At 44.6% G+C, this 13,724-nt stretch carries 15 protein-coding genes; 10 read left to right on the top strand and 5 right to left on the bottom strand.

Going from position 1 to position 13,724, the window contains the following annotated elements; translation table 11 throughout:
• Positions 1–86 precede the first annotated feature (86 nt).
• The 3 genes from SPIGRAPES_RS07730 to SPIGRAPES_RS16825 all read right to left on the bottom strand — a co-directional run bounded on the left by SPIGRAPES_RS07730 (position 87) and on the right by SPIGRAPES_RS16825 (position 1,386).
• On the bottom strand, positions 87–383 hold the full coding sequence (locus SPIGRAPES_RS07730) for a cupin domain-containing protein (protein ID WP_281047913.1): 297 nt from the start codon (positions 381–383) through the stop codon (positions 87–89).
• 280 nt (positions 384–663) lie between these two features.
• Positions 664–906: a hypothetical protein gene (locus SPIGRAPES_RS17010; RefSeq protein ID WP_155816681.1), complete on the bottom strand. Its 243-nt coding sequence runs from the start codon at positions 904–906 to the stop codon at positions 664–666.
• Between the two features lie 297 nt (positions 907–1,203).
• Positions 1,204–1,386: a sugar-binding domain-containing protein gene (locus SPIGRAPES_RS16825; RefSeq protein ID WP_281047916.1), complete on the bottom strand. Its 183-nt coding sequence runs from the start codon at positions 1,384–1,386 to the stop codon at positions 1,204–1,206.
• A gap of 66 nt (positions 1,387–1,452) precedes the next feature.
• Here SPIGRAPES_RS16825 and SPIGRAPES_RS17330 point away from each other — a divergent pair, with 66 nt between their 5' ends.
• From SPIGRAPES_RS17330 to SPIGRAPES_RS07690, 10 genes are all read left to right on the top strand, one after another.
• Positions 1,453–1,818 carry a substrate-binding domain-containing protein gene (locus SPIGRAPES_RS17330; protein ID WP_050805759.1) on the top strand — a complete coding sequence of 122 codons (366 nt, stop codon included), beginning with the start codon at positions 1,453–1,455 and terminating at the stop codon, positions 1,816–1,818.
• A gap of 41 nt (positions 1,819–1,859) precedes the next feature.
• Positions 1,860–2,147 carry a hypothetical protein gene (locus SPIGRAPES_RS17325; RefSeq protein ID WP_050805758.1) on the top strand — a complete coding sequence of 96 codons (288 nt, stop codon included), beginning with the start codon at positions 1,860–1,862 and terminating at the stop codon, positions 2,145–2,147.
• A 68-nt stretch (positions 2,148–2,215) separates the two neighbouring features.
• Entirely contained in the window at positions 2,216–2,620 is a 405-nt protein-coding gene (locus SPIGRAPES_RS17320) for a beta/alpha barrel domain-containing protein (protein ID WP_245535484.1), read from the top strand.
• Positions 2,617–2,988 carry a beta/alpha barrel domain-containing protein gene (locus SPIGRAPES_RS17315; protein WP_245535483.1) on the top strand — a complete coding sequence of 124 codons (372 nt, stop codon included), beginning with the start codon at positions 2,617–2,619 and terminating at the stop codon, positions 2,986–2,988. Before SPIGRAPES_RS17320 ends, SPIGRAPES_RS17315 begins: the two co-directional genes overlap by 4 nt.
• 575 nt (positions 2,989–3,563) lie before the next feature.
• Entirely contained in the window at positions 3,564–4,769 is a 1,206-nt protein-coding gene (locus tag SPIGRAPES_RS07715; RefSeq protein ID WP_014270211.1) for an ROK family transcriptional regulator, read from the top strand.
• A gap of 185 nt (positions 4,770–4,954) precedes the next feature.
• Positions 4,955–5,971, top strand: coding sequence for a Gfo/Idh/MocA family protein (locus tag SPIGRAPES_RS07710; protein WP_014270210.1), 1,017 nt, complete (start codon positions 4,955–4,957; stop codon positions 5,969–5,971).
• A gap of 37 nt (positions 5,972–6,008) precedes the next feature.
• The gene (locus SPIGRAPES_RS07705; protein WP_014270209.1) at positions 6,009–7,277 is read left to right on the top strand and encodes an ABC transporter substrate-binding protein; all 1,269 of its coding nucleotides are present in this window, start codon (positions 6,009–6,011) and stop codon (positions 7,275–7,277) included.
• A 160-nt stretch (positions 7,278–7,437) separates the two neighbouring features.
• Positions 7,438–8,223, top strand: coding sequence for a carbohydrate ABC transporter permease (locus tag SPIGRAPES_RS07700; RefSeq protein ID WP_245535482.1), 786 nt, complete (start codon positions 7,438–7,440; stop codon positions 8,221–8,223).
• 113 nt (positions 8,224–8,336) lie between these two features.
• On the top strand, positions 8,337–9,050 hold the full coding sequence (locus tag SPIGRAPES_RS07695; RefSeq protein WP_245535481.1) for a carbohydrate ABC transporter permease: 714 nt from the start codon (positions 8,337–8,339) through the stop codon (positions 9,048–9,050).
• 18 nt (positions 9,051–9,068) lie between these two features.
• Positions 9,069–9,887, top strand: coding sequence for a sugar phosphate isomerase/epimerase family protein (locus SPIGRAPES_RS07690; protein ID WP_014270206.1), 819 nt, complete (start codon positions 9,069–9,071; stop codon positions 9,885–9,887).
• A gap of 420 nt (positions 9,888–10,307) precedes the next feature.
• Here SPIGRAPES_RS07690 and SPIGRAPES_RS07685 read toward each other — a convergent pair whose 3' ends face one another.
• Positions 10,308–11,309: a LacI family DNA-binding transcriptional regulator gene (locus SPIGRAPES_RS07685; protein ID WP_014270205.1), complete on the bottom strand. Its 1,002-nt coding sequence runs from the start codon at positions 11,307–11,309 to the stop codon at positions 10,308–10,310.
• Between the two features lie 51 nt (positions 11,310–11,360).
• Positions 11,361–13,724: a glycoside hydrolase family 31 protein gene (locus SPIGRAPES_RS07680; protein ID WP_014270204.1), complete on the bottom strand. Its 2,364-nt coding sequence runs from the start codon at positions 13,722–13,724 to the stop codon at positions 11,361–11,363.

Genomic DNA, 13,724 nt, shown 5'->3' with positions numbered 1-13,724 from the left:
TTGTGTAAGAATAGAGAAACTGGACATGAAAAAAGATTCCGGCTTTGCTACTGGAATCTTTTTTTGCGCTTGGGTTTCCCTTTTATTCACTTTCCTTGGTACGTGTAGTTCTCCACATCGACTTTATCTACTTCTTTATACGGGGCAAGGGTGGAAATCATCTTTACTACATCAGGCCCGTTGTTGATGACATAGTGGACTTCTTCCGGCTCAATATGAATGAGTTCCCCAGGGGAAAGCGTGTAGACCTTACCATCTACCACGATATCGACAGTACCCTCAAGGATATAGAAGTTTTCCTCCATCACATGATGCAGATGTGCCTTGAAATCCAGGCCAGGCTGGAACTGAACAATGGCGAAATTCATCCTCGGACCCTTCATCAGATATTTGGAACCACTGTCACCAAACCTGTATTGCTTCTCATTCTCATGAACAATGAATATCTATTTCTCCTTCCATATTCGGTCACCATACCGGGTGCAGCCCTCATATGGCGGATAACATGCCGTACATTCTGCGTCATAAACGGGACGCAAGTCTACGATTAACGGGACATTGTTCCGTCGGGACGGGACAGTCTCTTTCTAAGCAAAATGAATATTCTGTGCGCTTAAAGAGCCTGCACCATGCAGAGGAAATCACAAATCCAGTTCAAGAAAATCAATCAGCATCGTTGTGGGTAACTATAGTGGAACAGCCTGAAAGGGGTAGCATCAGCCATCTCGAAACAGTCGGAGCCGAAGCAAAACGGCCTGTACTGCGATTCCTCAGTTTCAATCCATAGAGCTCACGTATTGACCTGTTATGGTTTTCATCAACCGCACAGCTCTGATGTTTATCTTGTAGGCGTTGTACTTTGATCCTGTCTAGCAGGGAATGCCAGCAGGTTTTCGGCTCTGCCATGTCGGGTATACCAGCTTCCGTCCAGGAACTGGGAGCAGAAGATTGTTGATGATTTCTTTCTCACAACTTGGCTCAAGGGTATTGGGAGATGCCATTACTAGAGAGATAGTGGACAACGGATATTTGCTTTTTATTGCTGTAGGTCAAAACGGTAAATAATTCTGATAAAACAACCCTGTCGGATGTAATGTCTAGTGGGCTTTGTCCCGCACTAACGGAATCTGTCCCGTAAATCGCAGACTGATGGTCCGTTTCAGCCGTAGAATGCATGCCGTATTCAAGGCCAATAGGTACCGATTACTCATCAGATTCCTCCAGTAATCTTTCTGCAGTCGCAATATCAGTGATCAATACATCAAGGTAGTTTCCTCTCAGCACTGCTTTGATTGCTTCGACCTTGGGAATTCCCGCTGCAACCCCTATGATATTGTCAAGGGACTTAGGTGTTTCCAAAGAGAGTCCTATGAGGCGGTCTTCCAGTGGATTGCCGAGGATGGGTTTCTCAACTCTTTTACCTGGTTCTATCTGATTATCCTCCTTGCCGTTGTGTTTGTTCCCAAACTTACCGGTAACGCTTTCTTCGAATCAGCAAATGTCGGTGCCCAAGAATACGCAGCCAACCATGGATATACCGTAAAGTATGACGGTAGCCCCGAGGCTTTTGTAGCCAAACAGGTCACAGTCATTGACAATGCAATCAACAGCGGTGCAGATGCTATCTGTGTATCCTCTGTCGATGCCACAGGTCTTGATGACATCATGCGTGATGCAAAGAAAGCCGGTTTACAGGTTGTGACTTGGGATTCTGATGTTTCTGGCGATGCCCGAACTGTCATGGTATCACAGGGAACTCCTGAAATCCTTGGCAAGATACAATCAAATATACATGGCACTATTCACAGGCTAACGTAGCCGACCAGAATTCCTGGCAGATTGCCAGTGAAGCAATCCTGATGGCGCTTCCTGGTCAAGCTCAGGCTGCACAGAATCTGAAAAAGGATGCCAATGACGTTTCCATCACTGGTTTCGCCAGTCCTAATTCCATGAAAGACTATTGCAACGCCGGTGTACTCACCCGTTGGGGTCTCTGGGATTGTAAGGTACAGGGTTCTTTGGGTTGTTACCTCGCTTACTACCTTGCAAGCGGAAACACCCTCAAGGTCGGAGACAAGATCGACGTACCAGACATCGGTATGGTAGAAGAATTCACCAAAGCCAACATGAACAATTACAATTTCTAAGAGTATGTATTACAGGGATGGCTATCGCCTTGCGATGGCCATTCCTTCATTGAAGGAGAATAAGCAAAATGGCTGATAAAGATGGATTGAAAGTTGCCAAGGATTACCAGATCGATACCGCATTTGGTAACCAGAAGGCATTCTATGTGAAGGGTTGTAATAATCTGGATTGGGGAGTGAAGAAACATTTGTCCAATATCTTTGATCCTAAGAGCGGGAATACAGTCATGTTTGCCTTCAATCATGGATATTTCATGGGATCGACTGCAGGGCTGGAACGCCTGGACCTGGTTATTCCCAAACTCTTGCCCGCTGTTGATGTATTGATGGGAACACGCGGTGCGCTTCGCACCTGCATTTCCCCCGATTGCAAGAACGCAATCGCCTTGAGGGTTTCGTCCTGTTCGTCCATAATCAATGAGGACTTGAGCCCTGAAGTGATGCTGTCGATATGGGAGACTCTATCCGCATGAACGCAGATTGCGTTGCTGTGCAGACGTTCATCGGTGCCGTGGCCGTAGGCAAAGCCATGGAACGGACCGACCGTTTCTTCAAGCTTGCCACGCGTATTGTCGCCGAAATGGGTGTCAATATCATCAAGACCTATTATTGTGAGAATTTTGAGGAAGTAGTTGCTGGTGAGAAGAAACTCCCTGAACCCGAGGCTTTGTCCTTGGCCTACAATGCAATTAGGGGTGGAGTCCGCGGACTTGATATGGGTCGCAACATCTTCCAGAGCGAACATAGCCTGGAAATGGTCCTTTCTATCGGCAAGATCGTACATGAAGGCTTTACGGACAAGGAAGCCTACCAATATTACCTGGATTCTATCAATAGCTAGCATATTGATGGGAAGTTTTTCGATGCGGCAGATAGGGAATCTTCCTACTCTACTAAAAGGTTCTGCTTGTATCTGACAATGATGACTTACAACAATTGGCTCTCCCTGAAAGGGGGGAGCCAATTTCCCAGTGAAAGATTTTCATAAAAAAAAAGCGTCTAGTTCCTTTGTCCCTTCTTTGGGTGTATCAAAGCCAATTGCTGAACTATAGAGGTGATTTTGAATTGGCATTATCTGGACAATTATGCTGATCCAGCAGGGAAGTACGGCAAGGGATTATGAATGAAAGAAAAGCCGGGCTCTTTCAAAACCCATGCAGACTACGGTAAAGAAGGGCAAAAGGGGGGTAAGGATTAAACAGTATCCCGAACTGCAAAATTATCTGTTTTAAGGCTCTCTTGATTCTCCAGCGAAATAATAGGGAAAGTATGATATAATTTCAAAAGTATCAAAGAAAGGGTAGTGGTGAAGGATGTGTCAGGATCTCATTTCTGTGATACCTTGAGCAATGCCAGCAGTCCACGTAGAGATGCAGCGGCAAGAAAATCAAATGCCTACAATGAGGGAGTGGAAAATTGGAACTGCTGAACCAACAGGTAATGAAAGCAAAAAACATGAAAGCAGTTTTTTCTCTCATATGGGACGAAGCAGGCATTTCGCGTGCAGAAATTGCCAAACGGCTTTCCTTGAGCAAAACAACCATATCGAGTTTGGTTGAAGAACTTATAGCGCAGTCGTTTATTGAGGATACCGGTAAACAGGTAACCAAAACGGTTGGAAGGCGTCCTTCGTCCCTGTTTGTCAAAGAGAGAAGCCATTTTGTCCCTGTAATTACCTGGAGCAGAAATACCATAGTTTTCCATGTCGTTGATCTCAATGGAGATATAGTATTCTCCCAAATTGAGCATATTCAAGACAAAGACCAGTTTATTCCGGAAACGATAAAGAATCTTAGGGCAATTTGCATCAGAAAAGCATTCAAGGATAAAATCCTGGGTTGTTGTTTGGTGTTGCCTGGAATGATAGACTCCTTCCATAATGTGCTTTACTCCACTACCTTGGGGCTGTATGACACGAATGCCAAAGTAATCTATGAAAAAATACATAACGCCTGTAAGCAATATCCGCTGGCAATCCTTCAGGACACCGCATGTTATGCGTACGCAGAGAAAATCTACACCGATATCCAGGTGCAGGATTATGCTTTCATTAATTTCAATCTCGGTATCGGGGCTACGCTGTTTGTCCAAGGTAAAATGCTAGGTAAGGCCAATGGTGCCTTTACGCAATTTGGACATTATTCAATCGATCCTGATGGTGCTCCCTGTGCCTGTGGAAACAAAGGTTGCCTGGAAAACGAAATCGGGGAATGCAATTTATCGAAACGGTTTAAACAATTCTCTGAAAATACACAGGAAGAAATTCCGGAATATCTGACCTATGAGGATTTGGGTTCTGCCATGGAAAAGAGAAGTGAAACTGCAAAAAAAGTAATCATTTCCTTGGCTACGGATTTTGCACAGGCCTTACGGAACGTAGTCTGCATCATAAATCCCCGTCTAATAGTTCTTGGAGGCAAGTGCCAGCATCTGGGCGATTTGTTTCTTTCCCAGGTTCAAACCTCATTGCATGAACAAGGATTCAGCCAGATGTCCGACTATACTCTTATCCGCTATACCAATCTTGATAGCAGTTCCTACCTCAAGGGTGCAATGCGTTATTTCTTTGATGCCTATTACGATTTTTCTGACACATCAAACAATGCTTTATTCATAGGTTAAATCAGAAAGACTGTTCATTGCGATAAAAGAATTTTTAATAAAAACGCAGTATTGCTGGCCATAATATTGGGTGATTCATTTTTTCGACTTTCTGTAAAAATATAAAGGTTGACAAATCAAAAACATAGCCATACAATTATTTTAATTAGTAAAGACAATGGACTTATTAATTAAAGGAGAATACTGTGTTGAAGATAGGACTTATCGGATGTGGCGGCATGGGAAGCACGCACAACAAAGCCTTGAAGGCTTTATCCCAAGACCATGCCGTTGCAGTTGTTGCACTAGCTGACTGCAGGAAGGATTTCCTGGACAAAGCCAAGGAGCTGTGGCCTGAGGCTACTACGTATTCGATGGGTTTTGATCTAATTGATAAAGAAGAAATAGATGCCGTACACATCTGTCTTCCCAGTTACTTGCATACTGACCATGCCATCCAGGCAATGGAAAAAGGACTTGGCGTTTTAATTGAGAAACCTGTCTGTATAACCGAAGAGGATTGCTCAAGGTTGTTGGATGCTCAAAAGCGAACAGGTGCAAAGGTAATGATTGGACAAGTCTTAAGATTCTTTGAGGAATATAAGTATCTCAAACAAATCACTGAAACCGATTTCTATGGAAAATTACAATCTATTGAAATGGGACGAAAGGGCGGTGACGTTCTTTGGGGTTTCGAGGATTGGTTCCATGATGAAAAGAAGAGTGGTTCTGTGATGCTCGACTTGCATGTGCATGACGTAGATTTTCTTCAATACCTTTTGGGTATTCCTTCCTCGATTTCGGTCAAGGCGGAAAAACTTTCTACGGGTTTGGTAAACCATGTGATAACCAGCTATCAATTCGGTTCTGTTCATGCAACTGCTGAAGCCCTTTGGGATGTTTCCCCCGATGTCCCGTTCGAAGCCTATTTCAAGGCCTCTTTTGAACGTGGGACGCTTCAATTCAGTAGTAAGAAAAAACCCACGGTTATGTTTGAATCTTTAGAAGGAGAGACCAGCTTTCCTTTACCCTTACAGGAAAATAGATCTTCTAAAGGATCGACAGAGATCAATATCGAAAGTATCGGCCCTTATTATTCGGAAATCAAATATTTTATTGAATGTTTATCCGAGGGAAAACCTATTGGACAGGCTACCCTTGCCGATGGAATTGAAGCAGTAAGACTGGTATTCAAGGAGCAAAAGTTCATAGAGAAACAATGATATCCAATCTCTTGAGGAGATTGAAAGGGAGGAAGGAATGAAAAAAGGCTTTGTGTTTTTATTGGTATTGGTTTGTGTTCTGGTGGGAGTTTCTGCAAATGGACAGAAAGAAACAGGTTCGGAACAAACCACTAACGTAGCAGGTCCTGAGGCTGTTGTTCTTCAGGTATTTGATGCCCATGCTTATGGCTTGGAGCAATATGCCGAAATGGTAAAGAAGTTTGAGGCAAGTCATCCGGGGGTAAAGATTGAAGTACAACATGCTGCCAATGATTCCCAGGCTCTCCTGCAGTCAAGGGTCAACTCGAATGATATACCGGATGTATTCGATGTTGAATCGGGAACCCAAGCCAGGAATTACTACGAATACGCCTATAACTGGTCAAATGATGGCACTGTACTTGCCAAATTCAAACAGTCGGCATTGGATACGGGCCTCGATGCACAAGGCAACGTTATGTCACTCCCTTGGACTTTTGAGAATATGGGTCTGATTTATAATAAGGATTTGTTTGCACAGGCTGGTATTACCCAGTTGCCCCAAACTATGGATGAACTGGAACAGGCTTGTATTAAATTGAATGCGAAAGGAATTCCTGCTTTTGCGCTTGCTTCTAAGGAAACCTGGGTTCTTGGGCAGGTTGCCACCCATTTCATGATGGATAAGAGCATTGGTGCAAAAGGTGTAGTTGAGAAAATCAATAATGGGCAATTGAAGTTTGCAGATATGAAAAATATCCACAACCTTTTTAGGTTCCTGGACCTTGTAATGAAATATGGAGTCAAGAAACCACTGGAAGTAGATTGGGAGACCTCGGAAAATAAGATTGCAAACAACCAGGCTGCCATCATCCATATGGGCGATTGGTGCCAGTCGACCTTGGATTCCTTCAATCCAGCAGCTAACCTTGCGTTCTTGCCGTTCCCTGTAAGTGATAAGAGCGAAGATGCCACCCTTTTATCCTCCTGTAACTGGACCTATATTGTGAACAAGGATTCCAAGCATTTGGAACTTGCCAAGGAATATGAAGAATTTATTCTTTCTTCTCCTGAAGGTCAGAAATGGATGAGTGAAGGTGTCGGGGCTGTCCCTGGGGCAAAGACCGATATGAAGATAAAAGGATATCTGGCTAACGATGCAAGTGCCTACCTGAGTGACGGGAAAACCAATAGCTGGATACATACCAGTACTCCCTTGGGGTATTATGATCTTCTTGGTGGAAACCTCCAGGCCTATATGATTGGGCAAATGTCAGAGAAAGAAGTCATCAAGAATCTTCAGCAGTTTTGGGATGGGGCCAAATAATTAGATTTTCGATGGTTGTATCCCATGAATGGGGTGCAGCCATCGTACATAAAAAAAGAGAACAATGAAACAAACTAAAATATCCGACAAATTTATATTTGGTCTATTCGTTTTCCCAGCTTTGGCATTTGTATTGTTTGCAACCGATATTCCGTTTTTCATGAACTTGTACTACTCCTTTTTTGACTGGAATGGTATAGGCAAGTCGATAACGTTTGTAGGTTTTGATAATTTCATCAATATTTTTACAGGCGATACGCTTTTTTGGAAATCAGGCTTGTTTACTCTCAGATTCTCCGTATTTTATGTGATTATCGTAAACATTGCTTCTTTGGCTGTCGCGCTAGCCCTGCAACAGAATAAGACCACTTCCAATCTTGGCAGGGCCTTGTACTACATCCCTTATATCATCAGCCTCACGGCTATTGGTCTTATCTGGAAATTTATCCTTGGCCCTGGCTTTGATTCCCTTTATGAATTGACGGGAATAGAGTTGTTTGGTATGAGCTGGCTGGGAGACCCTGGAAATTCATTCATTGTCATTGTTGTCATGACAGTCTGGCAGACCTTGGGTTTTTATATGATCAATTATATCGCAGGGTTAATGTCTGTGCCCCAGGAATTGATCGAGGCCGCTACGATCGACGGGGCAAATGTATTGCAACGATTCAGGCATGTAACGTTGCCGATGATTATGCCCGCGATTAGTATCTGCTTGCTCACCTCCCTTACGTTTGCCTTCAAGCTGTTTGATATTATTCTGGTTTTTACTAAAGGGGGACCGGCAAATTCAACGGTAACCGTTGCGTATAATATTTACAAAGAAGCTTTTACAAAGAGCAATTATGGAATGGCCACCTCAAAGTCCTTGATATTTGTCGTATTCGTTCTTTTGGTTACGCTTATACAGATGAAGATTACCAAAAGCAAGGAGGTTGAGGCATGATCAGACGTCGTAAAAAAGTATCTGTTGGAAAAATACTTATACTTTTAGCCTCTATTTTTTGGTTACTACCATTACTGTTGATATTCATAAATTCCTTCAAACCCTATAATGATATGTTGCAGCATTTTCTCTCCCTGCCCAAGCAATGGTCGCTGAAAATGTACGTAGAGACTTGGGTGAAGTTTCAATTTACCCCTTTGATGGGAAATACTGTTTTATATACGGTTTCTACAGTGGTCTTGATTTTGCTGGTTGCCCCGATGAGTGCCTACAAACTCTCGCGGACGAAGACTGCTTTCAGCAGGGTTTGTTTTCTCGCAATCATCATGCCAATGATGGTGCCCTTCCAATCTTATATGATTTCCCTAACCAGAATTGTCAGTTCCGTTGGTCTCTCTGGTACTAGAATCGGGTATATTCTTGTTTCTACTGGATTGTGTGTCCCTTTGGCTGTATTCATGATCCATGGTTTTGTAAAAACCGTTCCCCTTGAACTGGAGGAAGCGGCTTGCATTGATGGAGCAGGAAAACTGAGGACCTATGTCCAGATAGTCCTTCCTCTATTGCAACCGATTCTGGTAACGGTTGTAGTTCTGGATGCATTGGCAACTTGGAACGATATAATAACCAACCAATTGATCGTCGGGGGAAAAGTAGCGGCGATGAATATTCAGAATTCCCTGTATATGAGGTTTTCTGCACAGACAGCCGACTGGGAGCATGCACTTCCCGGTATTGTCATGTCCATGGTCCCTAGTCTTTTATTCTTCGCATTGATGCAAAGAAAAATTATCAGTGGTGTAACAGCAGGTTCTGTAAAGGGCTAATTATCAGGAGGAAATCATATGAAAATCGGTGTAATCGTAACCATGGAAAGTGGTACAGATATTGAAGCAAAATTTGTAGAGGTCAAGGAAATGGGAATGGATAATTGCCAGCTGGTATGTTGGGACCATCTCGCCTTCACCGATGCTATGGCGGATAAAATCAACAAGGCCGTTGTTTCTCAGCAAATGGAAATAACTGCTTTCTGGTGCGGATGGGACGGTCCCAAAGTATGGGATTTCTACGATGGCCCCCTTACTTTAGGCCTTGTACCGACAGCTTATCGGGCACAAAGGCTGGAAATCTTATTGCAGGGTTGTGATTTTGCAAAGAAAATCCAAGTCAGGGATGTCGTTACCCATGTAGGATTCCTGAGTGAGAATCCTAATGATGCTGTCTATGCTGAAGTACTAGCTGCTTTAAGGCCTTTAGTCGAAAAATGTAAAACCAACGGTCAATATTTTCTTTTTGAAACTGGACAAGAGACACCTGTGACTCTGAAACGGGTCCTACAGGATCTGGGCAGTGAGAATGTAGGGGTCAACCTTGATCCGGCTAATTTGTTAATGTATGGGAAAGCGAATCCCATTGATGCCTTGGATGTGTTTGGGAAGTATGTCAGGGGCGTCCATGGAAAAGATGGCGAGTATCCGACTGATGGCCATCGATTGGGAGCAGAGGTTCCCCTTGGCAAAGGCAAAGTCGACTATCCGCGATTTATTGCCAAATTGAAAGAAGTCGGGTACGACGGTTCTATTACTATTGAACGGGAAATTTCTGGAGAAGAACAGATTAAGGATATCCTTGAGGCAAAAAAGTTGCTTGAACAGTTACTATAGTTCTTGAGAATCAGTAGTGATGGGATATTGGGAAAAATCGAAAACCTTTGCTACGGTTTTTTCAAATTGAACCAGCTTTGTATCATAAAATGGTTGCCTGCAGATATTTCCTGTCTCTAGGCAAGATTTTCAAGGGAGCCGCCTCTTTTCTGGCAGAACGGGAATGCACAATAGCTATCTCAGCTTTTCAAAGTATGCCACAGGGTAATAGGAAATGGGTTTCGATCAAAAAGGGAGCGTCCGTTCCTGGGTAAAATATATACCTTGGAAGGAACGGTTTCCTGGCATTTATTGTAAAATCATCAGTCATCTTTTGTTTTGAAGACCTTTCTGGTTTTATATTATTCCCTTCAGCACATGACCACAATATAAATGCTAGCACAGCATTGTTTTCTGTACGTCAAAAACCTGTAAGGAAGGTTATCCCCTGGTACTCTTCCTGGGTATCAGCTTCGATTGCAGTACCCGTTTCTCTTGAATGTACGTGCCGGTATCTATGCAGTTTCTCAGCAAGCTCATACCCAGCATACCCATCTCCTGCAGGGGAAGCTCAAAGGTTGTTATGGGAATGTTCCAGAATGATGAGAAGTCACGGTTGTCAAACCCCAAAACCCGCACTTGCCTGGGAACTTCAATATTCATTTGTTGTAACCTGGCAATAACCCCTGCGGCAATGTAATCATTTGCGCAGAAAATGCCATCGGTGAGGGGATGCGAGTCCATCAGGTCCTTTGCTGCCGTAAAACCATGGTCGTAGTCATAGGGACCGAAATATAAGGCAGTCTCATCGAACGGCAACCCCTGTTCCCGTACCCGGTTCTTGAACCCAGACAAACGGTCTTTGACCGATAGCCTGTCCTCAGGTCCGCAAATCATGGCAGGGTGGCGCATACCGCAGCCAAATAGATGATCTGCAGCCTGATAACCACCGTTGCAGTTATCGGGAATCACTGAAATCATATTCGGGGTGTCCATGTTTACCGATACTATCGGAATGTCAGCATTCTTCGTATCGATGGAAAAATCCTGCCAGAGGGGAATGTGATGACAGAACAGGATCCCATCGACCTTGTGGCTCTTGAGGAACTCATATGCTCGCTTCAAGTCATGTCCAAACTCAATGCCCGAGACAAAGAACAGGGAATATTCACCACCGCTCAGTCCATGCTCAATGCCACGGACAATCTGGTTGACGAATGTTTCGGTGATATCGGCTGCAAGGCAGCCGATTATTCCCGATTTCCCTTGTTTCATCCTTGAGGCGTTCCAGGAAGGCACATATCCCAAGGAATCAATTGCCTTGAGCACTTTTGCTTTGGTCTCTTCTCCGACAGGACGCTTCCCATTGAGTGTATGGGTAACCGTAGCAGGGGAGACCTTTGCCCGTTTCGCGACATCCATGATGGTGACAGGTGAACTCATCTCCCCCTCCTTGATTTGGTAAATTTAGTGTAAAGCCTATACAGGGCTTTGTCACCTCTCGATTGTTCTGAAAAAATGAATCGTTACTGATTCCGAAGTCATAACTCTCTCTGGGGCAAAGTTTTTGTTTTCAATGGTGTAGCCTTCCGGCACAACAAATCGAAAAATCCTTCCCGTACCGCTTATCCCCGATTTCTTTTTGGTCATAACCAAGGAAGAATCCCCTACCGTACAATCCCATTCATTGAAGGCCCCTAGATCCAGACTTGTCTGCCCATCATCTTCCCTGTATGTAGTTGTCCTTGTTATTCCCTTTTTAGTCATCGGGAAAATAAGGAACTCTACAACGTCGAACAGACCCTTGTCCAGATGCTTGAGAAAAGGAGACGTAGCAATGGCAGATCCTTCTTGTGCAAACCATCTGACCTTGCCATCACAAGGATACGGAATCGTAAGCTCCACACCGCCTTCAGTTCGTTTCCCGCTTTCGGCATTGAACCAGGCAACTCCCTTCGGTAGGTATATTGTTGCAGTTTCTTTGCCTTTGTCTGTAACCAAAACTTTCAGGATAGAAGGCCCAAACATCGAGTTGACCTCATTCCCCTTGATAGCCTCATCCTGGGGGAACTCCAAGTGCAACGACCGTTCCAAAGGCTTACCCTCCAAGGCTGCCTCAAAGGCGCAGCTGTAGATGTAGGGCATGAACCGGTAATGCTCCTCGATAAGGGAACGGATCGGGTCCAGGGCGGTAGCATAAGACCAAGGTTCAGTCGGATTGCCATCCTCCCTCCAAGAATGGATGACAAACCGCCCCTGGAACACTGCAGACTGGCAGGAACGCACCAGCAACTCTTCCTCAGGGAAAGAGCCGAAAAACCCTCCCAGGTCATGGCCGAAATAGGGAAGGCCTGAAAGACCGAACCCGATTCCCATATACTGGTTGTACTTCAGTGTTTTCCAGTCGCTTACATTGTCTCCCGACCACGTACGGGCAAATCGTTGGATTCCGCAACTACCGCTTCGCGAATAGACCCAAGGCCTTTTATCGGGATGTTTTTCCTTGAATACCTCAAAGGAAGCCTCAGCCATCCTCACCGCATAGACAGCCTTGCTCTTATAGGCATCGAGCTCCATATCCTCAAGTTCGAGCTCGTTGTTGTCATTCCAGATGCCCGTACAACCATGGTCGAGATATTGTTCTTTCAACTGCGACTTCCACCATTCTTTTGCTTCAGGGTTGTTGAAGTCTATGAACGAAGCCTCTCCACCCCAGAAAAACTCGCGATACGCTTGTCCGTTACTGTCTTGGATGAAATAGCCCTTTTCTTCCAATTGGCCATACCAGGGGTGGGTAGTGAGAATGCCCGGTTTAATATTCATGCACAGGTTGTAACCCCTCTTTGAGAGAGAAGTAAGAAACTGGCGGTAGTCGGGAAACTTCTTACGGTTCCATAAAAAGGCATAGCGCTTCCCTTGCGGTGATTTCAAATAGCCTGAAGACACATACATCCCTTCGCAGGGAATATGATGTTTCTCGATCGTGGCAAAATAGTCCAGGATTCTCTGCTGGGCATCATCAGGTTCTGCATAGTTCATCGAGGAACCGAAAAACCCAAAACTGAACAGGGGAGGCAGGGAAGGAAATCCTGTCATGCAGTAGTAATTGAACAAAACCCTCTGGTAGCCCTGGCCGAGGAAAGTAACAAAGGAATACGGACCGCCATCGCTTTCTACAGAGAAGTAATAGGGACTTTCCATACCTAGGTCAATATTTCTCACCAGAGTCTGGTCGAACAGCAACCCGCAGAGAACCTGCTCTTTGGTATTTACCTTCAGGAAAAAAGGTATCGACTTGTACAGGGGGTCGGAATTGGAGGCATCATAGCCCAAAGAGTCACGGTTGAACATTGCAAATCGACGGCCCCGACGGTTGGGAAACCCGCTTTTGTCTCCGAGGCCATAGAACTCATCGTCCCCGGAAAGGGGAAAATTGAACCGGGAAAACGAACCCGTTTCCCCTCCCTTGGTAAAACACCGCACCTGGTAGGAGGGTACGACCGTATCGGCATTGCCAAGTCTTCCCCCATGTTGGAGCACCCCTTTATGGTAAATACTGACCAAAGCGTGTGATTTCTCAATTTCTACCGTAGTCTCTTCACAGGTTATACGAAAGAGTGTAGGTTCTTCTTCCAAAAAGAGATTTTCGTGAAACACTAGGCTTTGTGAGGGTTCTGTCATGTAAGCACTTGAGCAGGCAAGCGTAGGGTCGATAGAAATGCCTTCAAACAGATAGGAAACCTTCACGATTTCGCTGGAATAGAACCGAATGCTGAGCATACCGCCTGAGCCAGTCGCCAATACGGTATGATCTTTATCCAGGGTGCAAGAAGTAAGTGAGTAAATGATATGTTTCAT

This window comes from Sphaerochaeta pleomorpha str. Grapes (genome assembly GCF_000236685.1).
Classification (GTDB): Bacteria; Spirochaetota; Spirochaetia; order Sphaerochaetales; family Sphaerochaetaceae; genus Sphaerochaeta; species Sphaerochaeta pleomorpha.
The sequence above is the reverse complement of the archived record's forward strand: the minus strand, read 5'-3'. Positions and strand labels throughout refer to the sequence as shown.